The sequence below is a fragment of the Amycolatopsis sp. 3B14 genome, assembly GCF_050958625.1.
Taxonomy (GTDB): Bacteria; Actinomycetota; Actinomycetes; order Mycobacteriales; family Pseudonocardiaceae; genus Amycolatopsis_E; species Amycolatopsis_E thermoflava.
Genome location: NZ_JBHZEN010000020.1, coordinates 64825 through 86087, shown reverse-complemented (window position 1 = coordinate 86087; position 21263 = coordinate 64825). Strand labels below are relative to the sequence as shown.

19 protein-coding genes are annotated in these 21263 nt (G+C 71.8%); 10 read left to right on the top strand and 9 right to left on the bottom strand.

The features are described from left to right. Nucleotides 1–35: 35 nt before the first annotated feature. From ACCP09_RS10635 to ACCP09_RS10615, 5 genes are all read right to left on the bottom strand, one after another. On the bottom strand, nucleotides 36–1862 hold the full coding sequence (locus ACCP09_RS10635) for a phosphoenolpyruvate carboxykinase (GTP) (protein WP_433745409.1): 1827 nt from the start codon (nucleotides 1860–1862) through the stop codon (nucleotides 36–38). Between the two features lie 388 nt (nucleotides 1863–2250). Further along, entirely contained in the window at nucleotides 2251–2943 is a 693-nt protein-coding gene (locus ACCP09_RS10630) for a DUF6802 family protein (RefSeq protein ID WP_123684415.1), read from the bottom strand. Nucleotides 2944–3028: 85 nt separating this feature from the next. Further along, on the bottom strand, nucleotides 3029–4864 hold the full coding sequence (locus ACCP09_RS10625) for a dynamin family protein (protein ID WP_433745405.1): 1836 nt from the start codon (nucleotides 4862–4864) through the stop codon (nucleotides 3029–3031). 9 nt (nucleotides 4865–4873) lie between these two features. Next, entirely contained in the window at nucleotides 4874–5350 is a 477-nt protein-coding gene (gene grpE, locus ACCP09_RS10620; RefSeq protein WP_020422268.1) for a nucleotide exchange factor GrpE, read from the bottom strand. A 7-nt stretch (nucleotides 5351–5357) separates the two neighbouring features. Next, nucleotides 5358–6896 carry a dynamin family protein gene (locus ACCP09_RS10615; RefSeq protein WP_123684413.1) on the bottom strand — a complete coding sequence of 513 codons (1539 nt, stop codon included), beginning with the start codon at nucleotides 6894–6896 and terminating at the stop codon, nucleotides 5358–5360. 147 nt (nucleotides 6897–7043) lie between these two features. Between ACCP09_RS10615 and ACCP09_RS10610 the strand changes: the two genes are divergently transcribed. Beyond that, entirely contained in the window at nucleotides 7044–8201 is a 1158-nt protein-coding gene (locus tag ACCP09_RS10610; protein WP_433745567.1) for a sensor histidine kinase, read from the top strand. Further along, on the top strand, nucleotides 8198–8851 hold the full coding sequence (locus ACCP09_RS10605) for a response regulator (RefSeq protein ID WP_027933262.1): 654 nt from the start codon (nucleotides 8198–8200) through the stop codon (nucleotides 8849–8851). The genes ACCP09_RS10610 and ACCP09_RS10605 overlap by 4 nt, the downstream gene beginning before the upstream one ends. Nucleotides 8852–9019: 168 nt before the next feature. Here the strand turns inward: ACCP09_RS10605 and ACCP09_RS10600 are convergent, their stop codons facing one another. Next, nucleotides 9020–9928: an SDR family NAD(P)-dependent oxidoreductase gene (locus ACCP09_RS10600; protein ID WP_433745400.1), complete on the bottom strand. Its 909-nt coding sequence runs from the start codon at nucleotides 9926–9928 to the stop codon at nucleotides 9020–9022. 219 nt (nucleotides 9929–10147) lie between these two features. Here ACCP09_RS10600 and ACCP09_RS10595 point away from each other — a divergent pair, with 219 nt between their 5' ends. The 4 genes from ACCP09_RS10595 (at nucleotide 10148) to trmB (ending at nucleotide 13640) form a co-directional block, all read left to right on the top strand. Then, a complete protein-coding gene (locus ACCP09_RS10595; protein ID WP_027933260.1) occupies nucleotides 10148–11080 on the top strand; it encodes an ABC transporter ATP-binding protein in 933 nt (310 codons plus the stop codon). A gap of 16 nt (nucleotides 11081–11096) precedes the next feature. Further along, a complete protein-coding gene (locus ACCP09_RS10590; protein ID WP_027933259.1) occupies nucleotides 11097–11870 on the top strand; it encodes an ABC transporter permease in 774 nt (257 codons plus the stop codon). A gap of 272 nt (nucleotides 11871–12142) precedes the next feature. Next, nucleotides 12143–12706 (top strand): hypothetical protein, encoded by a 564-nt coding sequence (locus ACCP09_RS10585; RefSeq protein ID WP_037322761.1) that lies wholly within the window; start codon nucleotides 12143–12145, stop codon nucleotides 12704–12706. A gap of 235 nt (nucleotides 12707–12941) precedes the next feature. Continuing rightward, nucleotides 12942–13640: a tRNA (guanosine(46)-N7)-methyltransferase TrmB gene (trmB, locus tag ACCP09_RS10580; protein ID WP_027933257.1), complete on the top strand. Its 699-nt coding sequence runs from the start codon at nucleotides 12942–12944 to the stop codon at nucleotides 13638–13640. A gap of 40 nt (nucleotides 13641–13680) precedes the next feature. On the opposite strand, the gene ACCP09_RS10575 is transcribed toward trmB, so the two are convergent. Then, on the bottom strand, nucleotides 13681–15897 hold the full coding sequence (locus ACCP09_RS10575) for an FtsX-like permease family protein (RefSeq protein WP_433745395.1): 2217 nt from the start codon (nucleotides 15895–15897) through the stop codon (nucleotides 13681–13683). Continuing rightward, a complete protein-coding gene (locus ACCP09_RS10570) occupies nucleotides 15894–16586 on the bottom strand; it encodes an ABC transporter ATP-binding protein (RefSeq protein WP_027933255.1) in 693 nt (230 codons plus the stop codon). Before ACCP09_RS10570 ends, ACCP09_RS10575 begins: the two co-directional genes overlap by 4 nt. A 133-nt stretch (nucleotides 16587–16719) precedes the next feature. Between ACCP09_RS10570 and ACCP09_RS10565 the strand changes: the two genes are divergently transcribed. The 3 genes from ACCP09_RS10565 to ACCP09_RS10555 are packed head-to-tail and all read left to right on the top strand — an operon-like array spanning nucleotide 16720 to nucleotide 19585. Next, a complete protein-coding gene (locus ACCP09_RS10565) occupies nucleotides 16720–18432 on the top strand; it encodes a sensor histidine kinase (RefSeq protein ID WP_433745391.1) in 1713 nt (570 codons plus the stop codon). Further along, nucleotides 18429–19079 (top strand): response regulator, encoded by a 651-nt coding sequence (locus ACCP09_RS10560; RefSeq protein ID WP_400982544.1) that lies wholly within the window; start codon nucleotides 18429–18431, stop codon nucleotides 19077–19079. The genes ACCP09_RS10565 and ACCP09_RS10560 overlap by 4 nt, the downstream gene beginning before the upstream one ends. A gap of 26 nt (nucleotides 19080–19105) precedes the next feature. Beyond that, on the top strand, nucleotides 19106–19585 hold the full coding sequence (locus tag ACCP09_RS10555; protein ID WP_433745387.1) for a hypothetical protein: 480 nt from the start codon (nucleotides 19106–19108) through the stop codon (nucleotides 19583–19585). Nucleotide 19586: 1 nt separating this feature from the next. On the opposite strand, the gene ACCP09_RS10550 is transcribed toward ACCP09_RS10555, so the two are convergent. Then, nucleotides 19587–20327 carry an SDR family NAD(P)-dependent oxidoreductase gene (locus tag ACCP09_RS10550; RefSeq protein ID WP_433745384.1) on the bottom strand — a complete coding sequence of 247 codons (741 nt, stop codon included), beginning with the start codon at nucleotides 20325–20327 and terminating at the stop codon, nucleotides 19587–19589. Between the two features lie 101 nt (nucleotides 20328–20428). On the opposite strand from ACCP09_RS10550, the gene ACCP09_RS10545 reads away from it, so the two are divergent. Beyond that, entirely contained in the window at nucleotides 20429–21259 is an 831-nt protein-coding gene (locus ACCP09_RS10545; RefSeq protein WP_027933250.1) for a helix-turn-helix transcriptional regulator, read from the top strand. Nucleotides 21260–21263 lie beyond the last annotated feature (4 nt).

The window sequence follows — 21263 nt, the reverse complement described above, 5'->3', positions numbered from 1 at the left end:
CGCCAGGGGTGGCCTCCCGTGTTCGCGTCAGGCGATCAGCCGAGGCGCTGCTTCAGGGCCGCCAGCTCGTCGTGCAGGCTGGAGGGCACCCGGTCGCCGATCTTGGCGAACCACTCCTCGATCAGCGGGATCTCCTGGCGCCACTCCTCCGGCTTGACCGCGAGCGACTCCTGGACGTCCTCGATCGGCTCGGCGATGCCGTCCAGGTCGAGGTCCTCGGCGCGCGGCACCAGGCCGACCGGGGTCTCCACCGCGCCCGCCTTGCCCTCGAGGCGCTCCACGATCCACTTGAGCACCCGCGAGTTCTCGCCGAAGCCCGGCCACAGGAACCGCTTGTCGTCACCGCGCCGGAACCAGTTGACGTAGAAGATCTTCGGCAGCTTGGCGGCGTCGGCGTTCTTGCCGGTGTCCAGCCAGTGCTGGAAGTACGCGCCCGCGTGGTAGCCGAGGAACGGCAGCATCGCCATCGGGTCGCGGCGCACCTCGCCGACCTTCCCGGCCGCGGCCGCGGTCTTCTCCGACGACATGGTGGCGCCCACGAACACGCCGTGCTGCCAGTCGCGGGCCTCGGTCACCAGCGGGACCGTGGTGGCGCGGCGGCCACCGAACAGGATCGCCGAGATCGGCACGCCCTTCGGGTCGTCCCACTCCGGCGCGAGCGTCGGGACCTGCGCGATCGGCGTGCAGAACCGCGAGTTCGGGTGCGCGGCGGGCTCGTCCGACTCGGGGGTCCAGTCGCGGCCCTTCCAGTCGGTGAGGTGCGCCGGCGGCTCCTTGGTCATGCCCTCCCACCACACGTCGCCGTCGTCGGTCAGCGCGACGTTGGTGAAGACGGTGTTGCCGGCCTCGATGGTCTTCATCGCCACCGGGTTGGTCTTCACACCGGTGCCGGGCGCGACGCCGAACAGGCCGAACTCGGGGTTGATCGCGTACAGGCGGCCGTCCTCGCCGAACCGCATCCACGCGATGTCGTCGCCGATGGTCTCGGCGCGCCAGCCCGGGATGGTCGGCTGCAGCATCGCGAGGTTGGTCTTGCCGCACGCGCTCGGGAACGCGGCCGCCACGTAGTAGGCCTTGTTCTCCGGCGAGATCAGCTTGAGGATCAGCATGTGCTCGGCGAGCCAGCCTTCGTCACGGGCCATGACGGAGGCGATGCGCAGCGAGTAGCACTTCTTGCCCAGCAGCGAGTTGCCGCCGTAGCCCGAGCCGTAGCTCCAGATCGTCCGGCTCTCCGGGAAGTGCGAGATGTACTTGGTGTCGTTGCACGGCCAGGCGACGTCCTTCTCGCCCGGCTCCAGCGGCTTGCCGACCGAGTGCAGGGCGGGCACGAACTCGCGCTCGGTGCCGTCCTCCTTGACGAACTTCTCCAGCGCCTTGGTGCCCATGCGGGTCATCACCCGCATCGACGCCACGACGTAGGCGAAGTCGGTGACCTCGATACCCAGCTTCGGGTTCTCGTCGCCGAGCGGGCCCATGCAGAACGGGATGACGTACATCGTCCGGCCACGCATGCAGCCCCGGTAGAGCTCGGTCATCGTGGCGCGCATCTCGTCCGGGTGCATCCAGTTGTTGGTCGGCCCGGCGTCCTCTTCGTTCTCGGAGCAGATGAAGGTCCGCTCCTCGACCCGCGCGACGTCGCTCGGGTCCGAGGCTGCCCAGAAGGAGTTCGGCTTCGCCTTCAACGGGACGAACGTGCCGGCCTCGACCAGCTCGTTGTTGATGCGCTCGGCCTCCTCGTCGGAGCCGTCGCACCACACCACTCGGTCAGGGGTGGTCAGCTCGGCGACCTCCCGTACCCACGCAAGCACACCGCTGTGCGACGTCGGCGCCTTGTCCAGTCCCGGGATGGCTACTGCAGTCATTCCTTCTCCTGACTTCGACGGCAGGAACGCCCGCCCGGAACCTGGGTCCGGGGAAGCGCTCCGTCGCCGGCGACCGAATGGCTTCGCACACCGGCTGCCCTACCGGTGTGCTGGAAATACTGGGATTCCCCGAGGGTAGCCGGATGGACGGCCGGTAACCGAGGCCTGACCTGTCGGTTCTCTCACAAGAACGATCAGGGAATCGATTCAGATATCGCTGAACCGGCGTAGCGGAGAAAGTTCTTCGGCTTGCGCGTGATCTCGCCGATATCCGGGGGTGGGCGATTTGCCCGGAAACGCGATCAGGCCCCGTCGTCCACGAGGGACGACCGGGGCCTGATTTCGCCGGGGTTACCGGTCAGTTCCGGGAAGTTCGGTTCTGCGGCAGTCAGTTCTGGGAGATCCACTGCCCGGTGCCGGAGTCGATCTTCGCGACCCCTTCGACGGTCTGCGCGCCGCTGCCGCCCCACAGCTGGTCGCTGTCCGGCGGCACCTCGGCGGTGAAGCCGTTCGTCGTCTCGGTCCACTCGCCGGGGCCGGTGTGCTGGTACGTGGTCGTCTCGCCCTCGGGCGTGATGATCGTCTGCACGTCGGCCTGGCCGTCGCCGTCGACGTCGGTGAAGACGCGCGTGTTGCCCTGGTCGTCGGTCACGACCGCGGTGTCGGCGGTGCCGTCGTTGTCGCTGTCCACAGTGGCCGGGCCGACCTCGACGGTGCCGTCCGACATGTCGGCCGTGATCTCGCCCGCGCGGCCGGTCTCGGTGGCGTCCGGCTCGCCCGCCTCGGAGTCGTGGTCGGCGATCCAGTCGCCGGTGGTCTCGTCGTAACGGGCGAGCTCGACGACGTTGCCCTCGGTGTCGGTGTGCACGTACTGGTCGGCGTGCCCGTCGTCGTCGGTGTCGACGTACGCGGTGATCGTGCCGTCGGCGTTGTCGAGGCGGACCGTCTCGTTGACCCCGTCGTGGTTGAGGTCCATGTTCTCTTCGGCCGTGTAGGTCTGCCCGTCGACCGTGATCTCCAGGTCACCGTCGGAGGTCGTGGCGTCGGTGGGCTCAACCCCGCCGGTCTCATCGATCCACACGCCGAACTCCCCAATCTCACACCAATGAAGTCACACGCTTTGACTCACGTTAGGCCGGTTCGGTTCCCCGGCACAACCGACCCTTTCAGGCCTGCTCACGCAGGGTGCGGATGCGCCCGAGCAGGGTCTCGGCCCGATCACGGCCGTCACCGGTCTCCTTCAGCTTCCGGCTCACCCCGGCCAGCTTCTTCGCCCGCTCCTGCGCGCCCATTTTGATCGACTTGTCGACCTGCTTGAGCTCGGCCTCGATGGCGTCGATCCGGCGGGACAGCGCCTCGTCGAGCGCCAGCGACAGCTGCTGTTCGGCCTCGATGAGCTGCTCGGCGACCAGCTGGTCGAGGATCGAGCGCGCCTCCGCGATCGACTCGACCAGCCACTGCTTGAGGTGCTGCTTGTCCGCGGCGTGCCGCCGGGTGCGGGCCATCCACCAGCCGGCGCCGAGGCCGACGACGATTGTCGCGGGCAGCACCACCGGGTTGAGCAGGGCGACCCCGGCCAGCGGCAGCGCGGCGATCTTGCCCGCGCCGACCCCGCCGGAGATCCCCATGAAGATGAGCAGCTTGTCCTCGGGCGTGGACGGCTTGCGGTCCGGCGGCCGCAGCACCACCTGCGGGCCGCCCGCGCGCAGGAACTGCGAGCGGATCACGTCCAGCTCCTCCGGCGCGAACAGCTCGGCCAGCGCGATCTCGGTGACCCGGTTCAGCCGCTGCGCCATCGTCGCCGACACGCGCTGGGAGATCATCTGCAGCGCCGCGTCCACCTGCTGCGGCAGCTGGGCCAGCTGGTCGCGCTTGGCGTTGTCGATCTGCGCGCGGAAGTAGGACTGCGCGTCCCGGACCTGGCGGCTGGTCTCGTGGCCGAGGTCGACTCTGGCCCGCTGGATCTCGCCGCGCAGCTTGAGCTGCCAGCCGCGGGTGGACGTCTTGCGCTCGGCCGCCAGCTCGTCGCGCCGCTCGCGCAGCCGCTCCGCCTCGGCCTCGCCGGAGGACAGGGCCCGCTGCTCGGCCAGCAGGCCGGCGTGCACCTCGCCGAGCGCGCTGGACAGCGCCCGCAGCGTGTTGGCCTCACTCAGCATCGCCGACCGGCCGACCACGAGTTCCTGCAGCGCGGCCTGCAGTTCGATCACGCCGGAGCGCTCCCGCAGCATCACCGCGGCCTGCTCGTTCGGCGCCTTCGCGGCCATCTCGAACATCCGCGCCGACACCGGGTGGAACACCGCGTCGGCGAAGCGCGGCGCGTGCTCGGCCAGCAGCCGCCGGTCGGCCTCCAGCACCTCGCGCCAGCCGCGGAAGGCGTCCGTTTTGGACAGTGCGAACACCACGGTCTCCACGCGGTCGCCGACGCGGCGCAGGAACTCCAGCTCACCGGCGGTGAACGGAGCCGAGGCGTCGACGACGAACAGCAGCGCGGTCGCGTTCGCCGCGGCTTCGGCGGCCAGCTCGCCGTGCATCGAATCGAGCCCGCCGACGCCAGGGGTGTCCACCAGCGACACACGCTCCAGGATCGGGACGGGGCCGGTGACCTCGACGTACCGCGGCGGCAGCTGGCCGTCGGGCAGCTCGTGCGCGGCCGAGACCCAGCGGACCAGCTCGGGCAGCGGCACGGCGACCGGCGCGAGCTGGCCGGGGTAGCAGGCCTGCGCGCCCCACTCCGGCGCGTGGTCGAAGACGAGGTAGCCGGCGGTGGCGACCTCGGCGTCCACCGGGGACAGGCCCGGGGTCGCCAGCAGCGCGTTGACCAGGGAACTCTTGCCGCGGTTGGTCTCGCCGACCACCACGACCTGCGGCTTCTTCGGCCGCGACCGGCGGACCTCCTCGACCCACGCCGCCGCCTTCGGATCGTTCTCCCGCAGCAGCGTCAGCAGTGCTTCGCGGGCCTGCTTGACCTGGTTGGGCAGGGACGAGAGCGGCGGAGCGGTCACGACCGGACCTTAGCGCTTCGTGTAAACCGTCACGACGGGCGCGCGGAGCAGGCGGCCGCCGTCGGTGAACCCGACGACCTCGGTCTCGGCGACCACGCCGTCCAGCGCCGGGTCGTCGGTCTTGATCGCGCCACCCGCCTCGTGCACCGACGGGTCGAACCGCTGCCCGTCCGGCCGCACCGCCTCCACCCCGACGCGGGCCAGCCCTTGTTCGAGGCGCTCGACCACGCCCCCGCTGCGCGCCCGGTCCAGGGCGTAGAGGCAGAGCTGGATCAGCTCCTGCCGGTCGGCCCGCGCCTGCTCCAGCGCTTCCGGGCCGGCGGCGGCCAGATCGGATACACGGTTCACATCGGTGTTGGACGGGGGTTGCGCCGCTGTGGTTCCCTCGACTTCGTCGATGATCTTCGCCAGTTGCGCGCCGGGGATCTGCCCGGTCGGGGAGTCGTCCGCGGACCGGCGCCGGAACCAGGAAGCCACGCTCACCACCCCCCGTTCATCTCAGCTGCTGCCAGATGAGGAAGTACGCCCGGTGCACGACGTGCGCGACCCGGCTCTGCGCGGGCGTCGCGCCGAAGGACGCGAACGACCGCCACCACCCGGCGCGCTCCAGCGCGTGCGCGGCGAGCTCCGGCCGCGACGCGCCGGGCAGGCCCAGCTGCTCGTCGATGTCGGCGTTGCTGCCCACCCGCAGGACCTCTTCGGCGAGGTCCTCGGGCATGTCGACGGCGCCGGCCACGACCAGCGTGAGCGCCTCGAGCAGCCGGAGCTGGTGCGCCTCGGGCTTGGCGAGCAGCACCTCGATGGCGTCGTGCACGCGCTGCCGCTCGGCCGGGTCACCGGACGCGTGCGCCAGCGCGGTCACCGACGCGAGCGCGGCGGCGGCCTTGATCCCGTCCGCGCGGGCGGCGAAGACCGTGTTCAGCCGGGCCCGGACGGCCTCCAGACCGGAAGCGCTGAGCAGCAGCCTGCGCAGGGCGCCCGCGGTGATCGTCGAATCGGCGCGAATCGCGTCGATGGCGCGGCGGATGCCGTAGAGGTCGAGCTTCTCCAGCAGCCGCAGCCGGGTGCCTGCCGGGACGTCGCAGTCCCAGCTGGTGAAGATGTCGGCCGCCATCAGCATGGTCTCCAGCGTCGCGTCGTCCAGAGCGGCCAGCTGGCGCAGCGCGTCCGCGTCGGCGGAGGTGAAGTTGCCCGACTCGGCCGATTCGGCGATCAGCCCGATCACCGGCAGCACGTCGGCGACCCGCGGCTTGAGCAGCAGCCCCTGCTTCTCGGCGAGGATCGACGCGGCCCGCCACACGTCACCGCCGGAACCCTCGACCGACTCCGGCGGGATGGTGTCGGCCTTGTTCAGCACGGCGATCGCGTTGACCGGGCCAGCCTCGCGGCTCGCGGTCGCGGCGGTGAACGCGGCGAGCGCCTGCTGGTCGTCCGCGCGCACGCCCTGGGTCACGACGTAGAGGACGGCCTCCGCGCCGGCGACCGCGTTGCGGGAGGTCTCGTCCAGCTCGTCGCCGCCGTCTTCGGCCTGGGCAGCACCCAGCAGCTGCTCCGTGCGCGAGACCGACGCGGCGTCCAGCGAACCGAGGCCGGGGGTGTCGATCACGGTCATGTCCTGCAGGACCGCGCTGGTTAGGTACGCCTCGATGTGCGAGACCTTGCTGATGTCCACGCCCAGCTCGGCCGGGATCGACCCGTCCGGCGCGAACGGCAGCACCTGCTTGTGCCCGCCGGCGAAGACCACTTCGATGCGGTCGACCGTGCCGTACTGGAAGCGGGTCACCAGGCGGGTGCACTCGCCCACGTCGGTCGGCGCGACCCGCCGCCCGATCAGGGCGTTGACCAGCGTCGACTTGCCGGACTTGATGCGCCCGGCGACCGCGACCTGCAGCGGCGCGCCGAGGCGGCGCAGCACCTCGGCGAACCCGGCGGCGGTGCGGGCGGAGACCTGCGGCTGCAGGCGGCGGCAGAGGTTGGCCACCGACACCGACAGCGGACCGGCCAGGCGGCCCTGATCCGTCGTCGCCGTCACGTCGCCCCCCTCCCGGTGCCTGCGTTGTGCCCCCGAATCCTGCCATGAAGCTCGGCCGGAAGTCCCACGTGCGGTGATACCTCGGGATGACGCGGAGTGGACGGCCGCCGACCTAGGGTGAACGGTGTGCGGCGACTGAGCTTGTGGATGCGGGCGCACCCGATGGTCGGGGACGTCCTGCTCGCCGTGTTGCTGCTGCTCGTGGACCTGCTGTTCCTGGTCGCGCGGGCCGCCCCCGGCGAGGGGCAGCGGTGGTACGTGGCGATCCCGCTGGACCTCGCGATGGTGGGGCCGGTGGCGTTCCGCCGGAAGTACCCGGTGGTCACGGCCTACGTGATCCTGCTGATAACGGTGCCGCACAGTGCGCTGGAGCTGGGGGTCGGCAGCGCGACGGCGAGCTGCGTGGCGCTGTACACGGTGGTCGTCTACGTCGGGCGGCGGCAGGCCGCGCTGTACCTGGCCGCGCAGGCCGTGATCAGCGTGGTGCAGATGTGGGCCGGCTGGTCGCCGCAGGGCTGGGCGCCGCTGCTATTCATCGGGCTGATCTTCGCGTTGTGCTGGGTGCTCGGCGAGTTCGTCGGCGCGCGCCGGGCCTACCACGCGGAGATGGAGGCGCGGCTGCACCTGCTGGAGACCGAACGCGACCAGGCCGGGCGGATCGCGGTGGCCGAGGAACGCGGGCGGATCGCGCGGGAGCTGCATGACGTGGTCGCCCACGCGGTGAGCGTGATCGTGGTGCAGGCCGACGGGGCGTCCTACGCGCTGCGGTCCAGCCCGGAGCTGGCCGAGCGGGCGGTGCGCACGATCTCCGAGACCGGCAGGCAGGCGCTGACCGAGCTGCGGCGGCTGCTGCAGGTGCTGCGCGACGAAGAGGTGGCCGGGGAGCCACGGATCCCGCAGCCGACGGCGGAGTCGCTGGCCGACCTGGCGGAACGGGTGCGTACCGCGGGGGTGCCGGTGGAGCTGTCGGTCGAGGGGACGCTCGCCGAGCTGCCTGCCGGGGTGTCGCTCGGCGTGTACCGGATCGTGCAGGAGTCGCTGACCAACACGCTCAAGCACGCCGGCCAAGGGGCCCGGGCGGAGGTGCGGGTGCGGCGGACCGAGAACCTGGTGGACGTGGAGATCGTGGACGACGGGGCCGGGAAGGCGCGGGAACTGGTGCCCGGGCCGGACCTGCCGGGAGGCAACGGGGTGATCGGGATGCGCGAACGGGCGCACCTGTTCGGCGGGATACTGCAGGTGGGGCCGCGGCCAGGGGGTGGCTGGCGGGTGCACGCGAGCTTCCCGGCGAGGCTCGACCCGTGATCCGCGTGGTGGTGGTCGACGACCAGGAGCTGATGCGCGTCGGGTTCCGCATGGTGCTGGGCGCGCAGGAGGACATCGACCTGGTCGGCGAGGCCGGGAACGGCGCGGACGCGGTGTCGCTGGCCGGTTCGCTGCGGCCGGACGTCGTGTTGATGGACGTGCGGATGCCGGTGATGGACGGCGTGGAGGCGACGAAGCGGATCGTCGAGGAAGGCACGTCGCGGGTGCTGGTGATGACGACGTTCGACCTGGACGAGTACGTGTACGCGGCGCTGCAGAACGGGGCGAGCGGGTTCCTGCTGAAGGACACGCCGCCGGACCATCTGGTGTCGGCGCTGCGGTCGGTGGCGTCCGGGGACGCCGTGGTGTCGCCGTCGGTGACGCGGCGGCTGCTGGACCGTTTCATGAGCGGCGGCGGCCCCCCGCGCGACGAGGCCGAGCTGGACGTGCTGACCGAGCGGGAGCGCGAGGTGCTGGTGCTCATCGCGAAGGGCCTGTCCAATGTGGAGATAGCGGAAAAGCTGTTCCTCTCCGAGGCGACGGTGAAGACGCACGTGGGCCGGATCCTGGCGAAGCTCGGGCTGCGGGACCGCGTGCAGGCGGTGGTGCTGGCCTACGAGACGGGCCTGATCCGGCCCGGCTTGGCCTGAGCTGTAGCACGCCCGGAGATTCTGGTCCGATCACCCGACAGCGGCGCGCCGGGTCGCGCCGCCGGTTCGCGCGTCCAGGGCGGTGGGTCCAGCTCCGCCTCGACCTCGGCGTGCCGGCGCCCGCTCACCCGCCGCCGGCGAGTCGGGCTCCGGGGGATTCCGGGGGCTTCAGCGGTAGGGGGCCGGGTCCACCTCCGCCGGGTTGCGGCCCGCCTTGTGGACCTCGGCGTACCAGCGGCCCCAGTCCGGCCGGGTGCCGTCCACGTCGGTGACCCCGTACTCGTGCATGAAGGTCCACGACGCGATCGTGCGGCCGGCGAAGCGGGCCGCGTCCGGATCGGTCACCAGCGCGGCCACGCCGCGCGCCAGGTAGTACGGCGTCTCCGAGATCGCGAAGTCCGGGCCGCCCGCGCCCGTCACCGCGTCGCGCCAGTTCGGCTCGGCGACACCGAAGAGGTCCAGCATCGCCTCGGAGCGGAGGAAACCGGGCGTCACCGACAGCCCGACGCAACCCCGCCCCGCCAGCTCCGCGCCCAGTGCCCTGCCGAGCGCCCGCACCCCGCACTTCGCCAGGTAGTACGGGATGCCCGCGCCCACGTACTCGTCGTCGTCGCCGTCGGTCACCTCGATCACGAAACCGCCGGGGCGCCGCACCACCAGCGGCAGCAGCCGGTGCAGCGCGATCAGGTGCGTGTCCAGCGCGTTGTGGACCAGGGTCAGCGCGTCGTCCAGGCTGGACTCCCAGTACGGCCGCTCGAAGTCGACGAACGGGTCGCCACCCCAGACGTCGTCGACCAAGACGTCCAGGCCACCGGACTCCGCCTCGACCCGCTCCCGCAGCGCGTCCACGTCCGCCACCGACGTGAAGTCGCACCGCACCGGCACGCCACGCCCGCCCGCCGCGTCCACCAGCTCGGCCGTCTCCTCGATCGTCTCCGACCGCTTCATCGGCGACGACGACCCGCGGGTCGTACGCCCGGTGACGTACACCGTCGCGCCGCCGCGACCGAGCTCCACCGCGATCGCGCGACCGCACCCCCTGGTCGCACCCGTCACCAGCACCGTCTTCGCCGTCATGCGGGCACGATAACGCCCGACCCCGACAAAACCGGGCCCCGAAGCTCAGGGGCGATTCAGGGTCATCACCGATCCCGTGCGCACGCGAATCGCGGGAGGCTACTACCGCAGTCGGGTGGGAAGTTCGAACCACAGGATGACGCGCACGCGTGCCCCGATCGGTCAGCATGAGAGCCGCACGGGGAACAACAGGCTTTTGACCAGCACAGGGGAGCAACCATGATAGAGGCACGAGGCCTCACCAAACACTACGGAAAAACGCTCGCCGTCAACGATCTGTCATTCGACGTCGCCCCCGGCGAGGTGACCGGTTTCCTCGGTCCGAACGGCGCCGGGAAATCGACCACCATGCGGATGATCCTCGGCCTGGACAATCCGACGAGCGGCCAGGTGACCATCGGCGGAAAACGTTACACGGAACTGAAGAATCCACTTCGGACCGTCGGCGCGCTGCTCGACGCCAAGTGGGTGCACCCGAACCGCTCGGCGCGGGCGCACCTGGCCTGGATGGCGAAGTCCAACCACATCCCGGCGCGGCGCGTCGAAGAGGTGCTCGACATCGTCGGCCTGACCAGCGTCGCGGGCAAGCGCGCCGGCGGGTTCTCGCTGGGCATGTCGCAGCGGCTGGGGATCGCCGCGGCCCTGCTCGGCGACCCGGAGGTGCTGCTGTTCGACGAGCCGGTCAACGGCCTCGACCCGGAGGGCATCCTCTGGATCCGCAAGTTCATGCACCGCCTCGCCGACGAGGGCCGCACCGTCTTCGTCTCCAGCCACCTGCTGTCGGAGATGGCGCTGACCGCCTCCAACCTCGTGGTCATCGGCAAGGGCAAGCTGATCTCGCAGAGCACCACGAAGGAGTTCGTGGCCAGGGCCAGCGAGAACACCGTCAAGGTGCGCAGCCCGCAGCTGGCGAAGCTGCGCTCGCTGCTGCCCGCCGACAGCGCCACCGACACCGACGACGGCATCCTGGTGTCCGGTTTGGACAGCGAGAAGATCGGCGAGCTGGCCGCGAGCAACGGCATCGTGCTGCACGAGCTGAGCCCGCAGACGGGTTCGCTGGAGCAGGCGTTCATGCAGATCACGGGCGATTCCGTGGAGTACCACACCGGTCTGGAGACCGAGGCCCGGCACGCTCTCGAGCCGGCGAACTAGGGGAGACGCGAACATCATGACTTTGCTTGCCGTGGAACGGATGAAACTGTTCACCACCCGCTCGCCGTGGTGGTGCGCACTGGTGGCGCTGGCCACCACGATCGGGTTCTCCGCCCTGGTCGTCGGCAATGCGGACGACGGGGGCGAGTTCACCGCCACCGTCGCCTCGACCCAGTTCGGCTACAGCTTCGGCATGGCCGTGATCATGGTGCTGGCCGCGCTCGCGGTCACCACCGAGTACCGCTTCGGCACGATCCGCACGACCTTCCAGGCGGTGCCCAACCGGGCCGCCGCGCTGGTCGCGAAGACGACCGTGGTCGCGCTGGTCGCGCTGGTCATCGGCGAGCTGAGCGCGTTCGGCTCGTGGGCGCTGGCGCTCCTGCTCAAGCCGAACGCCCCGCTCGCGCTGGACACCGGCGCGGACTGGATCAACGTGGCCGGGGTCGGCGCGATCTACGCGCTCGCCGCGGTGATCGCGGTGGCCGTGGGCATCCTGCTCCGCCACAGCGCCGGCGCCATCGCGCTGCTGCTGATCTACGCGCTCGCGGTCGAGGACCTGATCCGGCTCATCCCGAGCGTCGGCGACGACATCTACCAGTGGCTGCCGTTCAACGTCGCCAACAAGTTCCTCACCGGCGACGGCGCGTCGAACATGGGCCGCAACGTCGACGCAGGCGCGCCGATGTCCACGGCCGCGCTGTCGCAGGGCTGGTCGCTGGCCTACTTCGCGGCGGTCGCCGTCGCGCTGCTGGCCATCGCGGTCGCCACGGCTCGCAAGCGCGACGCCTGATCGGAAGACCACCACAGGCGCTCCGGTGGGGACCGGAGCACGGGGAAGAAGAACGGCCCGGGCCACCGAATTCGGGGGGTGGCCCGGGCCTTCGCCTGTAGTGCATCCGATGACCTCCGGAAAGGTCGAATCGATTAATCGGATGATGCTGTTACGACCCCTGGGTTAATACCGCGTAAAGCCCCTGTGGTCGGCCTCACAGGAAGCGGACGCACCGCCTCTGACCAGGCATTCTGGAATCACCACGTCAGGCGACTCCACGGAGGTGACCCTTGACGGTGGATATCGATCGGAAAATCGCCGCCCCGCGCGCCGTCGCGCATCCGCCCGCTCTGGAACCGCTCGACGCGCTCGAATGGTCGCAGGCCGTGGAGTTGCCCCGGATCGTGGCCACCGCGACGAGACCGGCGGAGATCCGGCGCGCGTGGATCCACCGGGCCGCCGAAAGCGAAGTTCTCGCGTTGTTCCGCGCCGTGAGCGCCCGGGGCGAGATGATCCCGGCGCCGTGGTGGCTGCGCGCACTCGCGGAGGGCAGGCTGGACTCGCGGGAGACCGGTTTCCGCATCGAGGACCGGGTGGCGCAACTGCTGTCCCGCCGGCCCGGCTGGGAGTACGTGCCGTGGGCCGCGGACGGCGAATCCGGGTACTGGGAGTTCATGCCGTCGGAGAACGGGCGCTCCGGGCACAAGATCCCCACCACGATCCTGACCACCAGCCGCCACGACGGGTGGATCGACGTGTTGCCGGCCCACACGGGCACCACGCCGTCGCCGATCGCCGTGCACGGGGTCGGCGGCCTGCGCTCCCGGTTGGGGGAGTTCGAGGCCGTCCGCTAGGGGCTTTCCTCTGGAGAAGTGGCAGAGCCGCTTGCACCACTCGGGCAGCCGGCACCGCCGCGGGTTTGAACGGGCAGAGCCGCGCGGAGCGTGTCCGTTGAGGGCGGTGGTGGGTGACGCAGATGAAGGCCGTCACGCGGAGCGTGTCCGTTGAGGGCGGTGGCGGGCTGGCGGGAGGGGCCGCTACCCGCACCGCCACGCAGGCCGCATCATGGACGGCAGCTAACTTGGGCGGGTGGAGAGCGAGCAGCAGCCGCGCCTGCGGAGTGTCGTCAGTTACGTGCAGCGTGGCGGCCGGATGACGGTCGGCCAGCAGCGTGCCTGGGAACGCCAGTGGGCGGACATCGGGCGCAGGGTGGCCGACCTGCCGCCCGGTCCGATCGACTTCGCCGGGTGGTTCGGCCGCCCGGCTCCGGTGCTGCTGGAGATCGGCTCCGGCATGGGTGAGACGACCGCGCAGCTCGCGGCCGCCGAGCCGGAGGTCAACTACGTCGCCGTCGAGGTGTACGAGGCCGGTCTCGGGCAGCTGATGCTGCGCGCCGAGCGGCTCGGCCTGGAGAACCTCCGCCTGCTGCACGGCGACGCGGTGATCGCGCTGAAGGAGCACATCGAGCCGGATTCGCTGTCCGGGGTGCGGATCTTCTTCCCGGACCCGTGGCCGAAGAAGCGCCACCACAAGCGCAGGCTGGTGCAGCCCGACTTCGTGAAGCTGGTGGCGTCGCGGCTCGCGCCGGGCGGGATCCTGCACATGGCCACCGACTGGGAGCACTACGCCGAGCAGATGCTCGAGGTGTGCTCGGCCGAGCCCGCGCTGCGCAACCGCTTCGACGACTGGGCGCCGCGGCCGAGCTGGCGGCCCGTCACCAAGTTCGAGCAGCGGGCCGACCAGGAGGGCCGGATCAGCCGGGACCTGATCTTCGAACGCGTGGGCTGACCGGCCGCCCCTCCCCCCGACGAGGGGCGGCCGGACGAGCTCATTCGTCGGCCAGCGGTTCCGCGCGCACCCGGTTCAGGGCCGGGGTGCAGACCGACGCGGCGAGCACCGCCACGGCGAACCCGAGCACCACCGGCGCGACCAGCCACGGGCTGATCACCGCCGAGGCGTTCTGGGATTCCTGAATGATCGAGAACAACCCGAGGCCGGCGATCATTCCCAGCAGCCCGGACCCGATCGTGGCGACCAGCGCGGGCAGCGCGGCCTCCATCCGCAGCGCCCTGGACAGCACCCGGGTCGGCGTGCCCGCCGCCATCAGCGCCCCGAACGTGCGGCGCCGGTCCATCACCGATCCGGCGGTCGCGATCGCCGCGCTGCACCCGGCCAGGATCGCGGCGACCGTCACCCCGATGACGGTGACGCGGCGCAGGTCGTCCAGCTGGTCGCGCTGGCCGTCCAGGTACAGCTCCCGGCTGTACACGCTTTCGCCGCCGGCCGCGCCGACCAGCGCGGTGCGCACCAGCTCGCGGTCGGCCGGGGTGGTGTCGACGGCGACCCGCGCGTACGACGGCACGACACCGGCCGGCACGACCGCCGGGTCGATGATCAGCGGCGCGTACCCGTCGTCGTCGGTCTGCGTCATCGGCTTGACCGTGGTGCCCGCGGCGAACGGCACGCCTTCGCCGTCGTAGTCGCCCGCCACCCGGAAGCCGCCGAGCTCCAGGTCGTGGGTGCTGTAGATCCCCGGCCCGGTGCAGGTGGCCTGCACGCGGTAGAGCTTCACCGCGTCGGCGCACGGGACGACCACGCCGGTGTAGGTGGAGCCGTTCACCGACTTCAGCGTCACCTCCGGCATCGACACCGCGCGGGCGGGCAGGTTGTAGCGCTCCAGCGTCGCGTTGGCCTGTGCGGCGATCGTGCCCGCCCGCTCGCCGGAGGTGTCCACCGACAGCACCGAGTCGCGGTAGGTCCCGCCGCCACCGGCCATGGCGTCGAAGCTGGGCATCAGCGTCAGCGCCATCGACCCGGTGAACACGGCGAGCACGACCCCGGCCGAGGCGCGGTAGGCGCCGCGTGGGTCGTTGCGCAGCCGCCGCCCGGCCAGCAGCGCGGACGGCTTGCGCCAGCGGCTCACGAAGAACCCGCCGATCACCGCCGTCACGTACGGCCCGACCAGCATCGCCGAGGCGATCATCAGCGCGAGCCCGAGCAGGATCAGGTTGACGTCGTCGCCCTGCTCGATGGCGAAGAAGAAGAACAACGCGGTCGCCGGCAGCGAGAGCAGGCGCCACCAGCGCAGCGGCTTCGGCGTGTGCTGCACGACCGCCCCGACCGGGTTGCTCACCACCCGCCGCAACCCGAGCACGGCGGCCAGCAGCACCAGGGCAGGCACGGCGACCAGCACGAACACCGTCAGCCCGATCGGCACGCGGAAGTCACCGGCGAGCCACGTGCCGCCGTCCCACCGCACCAGCCGGGCCAGCGACCACAGCAGCGGGCTGATCGCCCAGCCGAGCAGCGCGCCGGTGACCGCGGCGATTCCGGTCTCGGCCGCGGTGATCGACACGACCTGTCCCGGTGTCGCGCCGGCCAGGCGCAGGGCCGCCAGCCGCTGCTCGCGGCGGGCCGCGATGAGCCGCGCCGAGGAGGCCACCAGCACCAGGCTCGGCACCAGCAGCACCACGACCCCGACCCCGGCCAGCAGCGTGAGCAGCGCGTCCACCCGCGCCTCCGACGGCGGCACGAACCCGTTCCGCTCGTTCGCGTTCACCGGCATCGTCTCCGGGCTGTGCCCGACCAGCGCGACGAGCTGGTCCGGGAACCGCAGGGCGTCCTCGCCGAGGGTGCCGACCACCTTGCCGGGGAACCGGTCGGCCAGCTGTGAGGCGGGCAGCCGGTTCATCGCCTGGAACAGCTCCGGCGACACCAGCACCTCGCCGGGCGCCGGGAACTTCGGCACCCCGGCGGGCAACGCGACCCCGCCGGCGAGCTGGGCCACGTCCACGCGGTCGATCCGCCTGCCGTCGAAGTAGTCGGTGCTCGACGAGATCGACAGGGTCGGTGTGCCGCCGTCGCGGGAGCCGTACTGCTCCTGCCAGACCGCGCGCTCGGCGCGGGCCTGCGTCGCGAAGGGCAGGCTCAGCAGCAACAGGACCAGACCCGTGGCCACCGCGACCCCCACCGCGGTGAGCAGGGTGGCGGTCCTGGTCCGCCGGTCCGCCCGCAGCACCTTGAACGCCAGCTGGACCGGGCTCACGGCAGCACCCCCACCTGCTCCGCGATACGGCCGTCCCGGATGGTCACCGTGCGCGGCAGCGACGCGGCGAGCTCCACGTCGTGCGTCACGATGACCACCGACGTGCCCGCGTCCGAGGCCGCGACCAGCAGGGCGTCCATGGTGTCCTTGCCGGTGCGGGTGTCCAGCGCACCGGTCGGCTCGTCGGCGAAGATCACCTTCGGCCGGTGCGTCAGCGCGCGGGCGATCGCGACCCGCTGCGCCTGGCCGCCGGACAGCTCACCGGGGCGGGACCCCTCCCTGCCCCGCAGCCCGAGGCGGCCCAGCCACTCCCGCGCCGCGCCGATCGCCTCGCGGCGCTTGGCTCCCCCGAGCAGCATCGGCAGCGCCACGTTCTCCTCCGCGGACAGCTCCGCGACGAGCATCCCCTGCTGGAACACGAAACCGAACTCGGTGCGCCGCAGCTCGCTGCGCTTGGTCTCGGACAGCTGGTCGACGCGCCTGCCGTCCAGCAGGATCTCGCCGCCGTCCGGCCGCAGGATCCCGGCCAGCACGTGCAGCAGCGACGTCTTGCCCGACCCCGACGGCCCGACGACGGCGAGCGCCTCCCCGGCGTGGACGTCGACGTCGACGCCGGCCAGCGCCACCTGCTCGCCGTACCGCTTGACGAGCCCCCGCCCGGACAACACGACACTCCCTTGTGGAGTCATGAACCTTCCCCTTCCGTTGTTCCCGCACAGCAGGTTCACAGGTGGGGCTGGGTGCCCGGATCGGCCGATCGGCCGATCCGGGGTGGCCGGGCGGCCAAGGTGCGGGGACGCGCGGATCCTCTACCGTTCCGTTGTGCCGTTCTCCGATCGCGTGACCTCGGCCTGGCGATGGCTGCGTCTCGAAGGCGTCCTGCTGCTCGCCGCCTTCCTGTGCGATCTCGCGGTGGTGCTGCCGGCCAGTGTGGACTCGCTGGGACCGCGGGGCCGGGATCTCCTGCTGCTGCCCGGGATGGTCGCGCTGGGCGCGTGCGCGCTGTGGGCGCGGACCCGGCCCGCGGTGGCCGTGTTCGCGGGCGCCGCGACGTTGTTCGCGTCGACCTTCCTGATCCGGGCGACCGACGCGGCGGCCTACACGACGCTGTTGAGCAACGTGTCGCTGAGCGAGACCGTCGCCGGGCTGGAGCTGGTGTTCTTCTGTGTGCGGCGGGTGCGGTGGGCGGAGTCCATCGTCGGCACCGGCACGCTGGTGCTCGCCACCCTGTTCGCCACCGCCTACCGCAACGGCTCGGGCAGCCGCGGGTTGAGCGAGACGATGCTGCTCGGCCTGGTGCTGCTGGTCGCCGTGGTGCTCGCCGGGCTGCAGTTCCGGCGCGGGCAGGCGCCGCGCAAGGAGAGCGCGGTGCGCGACCTGGTGCGCGAGCAGTGGCCGCTGATCGGCGCGCTCAGCCTGCCCGTCTTCCTGGAGCTGTACCAGCTGCTGGACAGCAACATCCGGGCACTGCCCGCGCTGACCTGCTCGCTCGCCGCGGCCGCGACGGCCGTCTACGCGACCCGCCGCCCGCTGCGCGCCGGCCTGCTGCTCGCCGGGATCATCTTCGCCACCTCGGCGGCGCTGTGGATCGCGCCGCGGCAGTACCTGCTCGGCTACGGCGCCCTGCCGTTCACCGAGATCGTCGCCGGGATCATCGTCGTGGTCCTGCTGGTCCGGTCGGTCGAGCCGAAGCGGGCGTGGGGCGCGATCGCGCTGATGTCGGCCGCGGTCGCGTTCACCACGCTCACCACGGTGGTCAGCGGCCGGGGCCGGGCGAACATGTCGGACCTGCGCGACCTGGTGATCGCCGCGGTGCTCGTGCTCGGGATCGCGGTGGCCGCCGGGCTGTACTTCCGGGCCCGCGACTCCGAGCGGCGCAAGGTGGTCGAGGCCGCGGTCGCCGACGCGCAGAACTCCGAGCGCATGGCGCTGGCGCGGGAACTGCACGACCTGGTGGCCCACCACGTCACCGGGATCATCGTGCAGGCGCAGGCGGCGAAGGTGATCGCAGACCAGAACCCGAAGGTCGCGCTGGAGGTCATCGAACGCATCGAGGCCGCGGGCACCGAGGCGATGACCGCGATGCGCCGGCTGGTCGGCAGCATGCGCGCGGGCGGGGAGGCGGTCACCGACCAGGCCACCATGGACCTGGACGCGGACCTGCGGCGGCTCGTGGAGTCCGGGCACCACGGCGTCCCCACGGAGGCCGACGTGCGGGTGCCCGCGGACCTGCCGCAGGAGGTGGCGCGCTCGGCGCTGCGCCTGGTGCAGGAGTCGCTGACGAACATCGGCAAGCACGCGGCGGGCGCGACGCGGGCGTGCGTGCTGGCCGAGGTCCGGGACGGCGAACTGCACATCCGGGTGGCCGACGACGGACACCAGGTGGTGACGCGTCCGGCGGGAGGTTCCGGGGGATACGGTCTGGTCGGGATGCGCGAGCGGGTCGAGCTGCTGCACGGCCGGCTCGCCGCGGGCCCGGCGCCGGACGGGGGCTGGGTGGTGGAGGCGTGGTTGCCGGTGGAGGAAAAGGCTTGATTCGCGTACTGATCGCCGACGACCAGAGCATGGTGCGCATGGGGTTCCGGATGATCCTCGACGCCCAGGACGACATCGAGGTGGTCGCCGACGTCGAGGACGGTGTCGCGGCGGTGACGAAGGCGCGTGAGCTGCGGCCGGACGTGTGCCTGCTGGACATCCGGATGCCCGGGCTGGACGGGCTGGAGGTGACGCGCCAGCTGGCCGGGCCGGACGTCGGCGACCCGCTGAAGGTCGTGGTGGTGACGACCTTCGACCTCGACGAGTACGTGCACACCGCGCTGCGCAACGGCGCGAGCGGCTTCCTGCTCAAGGACGCCGGCCCGGCACTGCTGATCGAGGCGATCCGAGCCGCCCACCGCGGCGACGCGCTGGTGTCGCCGCAGGTGACGGTGCGGCTGCTGAAGCACTTCGAGGGCGCGTCCGCGCGGCGGCAGGTCGATCCACCGAAGGAGCCGCTGACGGCGCGCGAGCTGGACGTGGTCAAGGCGGCGGCCCGCGGCCTGACGAACACGGAGATCGGCGCCGAGCTGTACATGTCCCTGTCGACGGTGAAGACGCACCTGGCCGCGGTGCAGGGCAAGGTCGGCGCGCGGAACCGCGTCGAGGTCGCGGCCTGGGCGTGGCGCAGCGGACTGGTGGACTAGCCGCGCAGGGTGCAGGCTTTCGGTTCATGGAGCGCAGGGCGGCGCTGGTGGCCGCGGCCGTCGCGGCGGCCGGTCTCGCGGCCTGCTCGACACCCCACAGTGACAGGCCGACGCCGACGACGGCGGAACCGACCGCGGACCCGCTGGAGCCGCTGACCGCCTGCGCCGTCCTCGACCAGCTGCTCGCCGGGCAGGGGTTCACACCGGGCAGGCCGATCGGCGTGCGGGACGAGTGCGGCGCCTCAAAACCGGGTTACGGCACCGTGAGCGTCACCCTGGAGCAGGAGCAGGGGGAACCGGAAGGGGCGGCGCCGCTCGACGTCAACGGCCGCAAGGCGCTGATCGGCCAGTTCACCGGCCCCGGGACGTGCGAGGTCGTGCTCGACGTCCCCGGGCACGCCCAGGCCGCGACGACCGTCGTGCTGCTCTCCGCCGACCTGCAGGCGGAAGCCTGCGCCGCGGCTCAAGACCTGGCCATCAGCCTCGAACCACTCCTGCCGCGCTGAGTCACTGCGCCGTCCAGCCGCCGTCGACCGGGAGCAACGCTCCGGTGATGAAGCTCGCCGCGTCGGAGGACAGGAACGCCACCGCTTCGGCGACCTCGTCGGCCTTGCCGATGCGGCCGATCGGGTGGGCGGGGCCGAACGAGGCGAGCATTTCGCGGCCGTTGTCGACCACCCCCTCCATGATGTCCGTGTCGACGACGCCCGGCAGGACGGCGTTCGAGCGGATCCCCACCGGCCCGCCTTCGATGGCCAGCACCCGCGTCATCTGCGCCAGCGCGCCCTTCGACGCGGCGTAGGCGGTCTGCGTCTCGAACGCCACCACCGACGACACCGACGCGATCGACACGATGGACCCGCCACCCGCGGCCGCCATCACGCGGAACGCCTCCCGCGCCTGCACGAAGTTCCCGCGCGCGTTGACCCGCAGGATCGCCTCGAAGTCCTCGACACTCGTCTCGGTCACCGGCTTGTTCAGCGTCCGGCCTGCGTTGTTCACCAGCACGTCCAGCCGCCCGAACCGCTCGACCGCACCCCGCATCGTGGCGCGGGCCAGTTCTTCGTCCGCGACGTCGCCGGTCAGCACCGCCACGTCGTCGGCGGCCAGCTCGTGCACGGACTCCCGCAGATCGGTGACGACGAGGCGCGCGCCCCGCGAGCGCAGCAACTCGGCGCACGCCCGGCCGATGCCGCGCGCCGCGCCGGTGACGACGGCGACCCGTCCGGTGAGATCCAGTTTGCTCATGGCACCGACGGTGGCCCGGCCTGCCGGACCGCGGCAGGGCACGGTCTTCCTGGGAGCGCTGCACCCAGGTAACACCGCCGCCGCCGACCTACGATCACGGCATGCCACGGTCCGAACTCGGCGACTTCCTCAGCTCGCGGCGGTCCCAGGTGCGCCCGGACGAGGTCAACCTCCCCAGCACCGGCCAGCGCCGCGTGCCCGGCCTGCGCCGCGAGGAAGTGGCGCTGCTGGCGGGCGTCAGCGTGGACTACTACGTCCGCCTGGAGCAGGGCCGCGAGCGCACCCCGTCGGCACAGGTGGTCGACGCCCTGGCCGCCGCGCTCCGCCTCGGCGAGGACGGCCGCCAGCACCTGTTCCGCCTCGCCGGGCTCAGCCCGCGCACCCGGCTCACCGCGGTGCCCGCCCGGGTCGACCCGAGCCTGCTGCAGCTGATGAGCGCATGGCCGGACAACCCCGCCATCGTCTACAACCTCGCCTACGACGTGCTCGCCTCCAACGCGATCGCCGATGCGCTGTTCCACGACTGGGCGCACTCGCGCAACCTGATGCACGTCGTGTTCACCGACCCCGCCGCGCGCACCTTCTACCGGGACTGGCACGAGGTGGCGCGCAACTCGGTCGCCGGGTTCCGGCTCGGCTACGGCAAGAACCCGGACGACCCGCGGGTCCGGCAGGTCCTCGCCGAACTCCTCGCGGCCAGCCCGGAGTTCGCCGAGCTGTGGACCGCTCACGACGCGCGCGGCAAGAGCCTGGAGCGCAAGGAGTTCGTGCACCGCGAGGTCGGTCCGCTGACCCTGACCATGCAGACCTTCGACGTCCGGTCCAGCCCGGGCCAGGAGCTCGTCGTCTACCACGCCGAACCGGGTTCGCCGAGCGCCGAGGCCCTCGCGCTGCTCGGGTCGCTGGCCGCCACGGCCCGGCGGGAGACCTAGAATC

Bases quoted from the DNA above. Each gene is read 5' to 3' on its own strand.
- ACCP09_RS10550 (WP_433745384.1), bottom strand. From the start codon at position 20,327: ATGAGCAAACTGGATCTCACCGGACGGGTCGCCGTCGTCACCGGCGCG.
- ACCP09_RS10590 (WP_027933259.1), top strand. From the start codon at position 11,097: ATGACTTTGCTTGCCGTGGAACGGATGAAACTGTTCACCACCCGCTCG.
- ACCP09_RS10635 (WP_433745409.1), bottom strand. From the start codon at position 1,862: ATGACTGCAGTAGCCATCCCGGGACTGGACAAGGCGCCGACGTCGCAC.
- ACCP09_RS10610 (WP_433745567.1), top strand. From the start codon at position 7,044: ATGCGGGCGCACCCGATGGTCGGGGACGTCCTGCTCGCCGTGTTGCTG.
- ACCP09_RS10570 (WP_027933255.1), bottom strand. From the start codon at position 16,586: ATGACTCCACAAGGGAGTGTCGTGTTGTCCGGGCGGGGGCTCGTCAAG.
- ACCP09_RS10545 (WP_027933250.1), top strand. From the start codon at position 20,429: ATGCCACGGTCCGAACTCGGCGACTTCCTCAGCTCGCGGCGGTCCCAG.
- ACCP09_RS10555 (WP_433745387.1), top strand. From the start codon at position 19,106: ATGGAGCGCAGGGCGGCGCTGGTGGCCGCGGCCGTCGCGGCGGCCGGT.
- ACCP09_RS10600 (WP_433745400.1), bottom strand. From the start codon at position 9,928: ATGACGGCGAAGACGGTGCTGGTGACGGGTGCGACCAGGGGGTGCGGT.
- ACCP09_RS10595 (WP_027933260.1), top strand. From the start codon at position 10,148: ATGATAGAGGCACGAGGCCTCACCAAACACTACGGAAAAACGCTCGCC.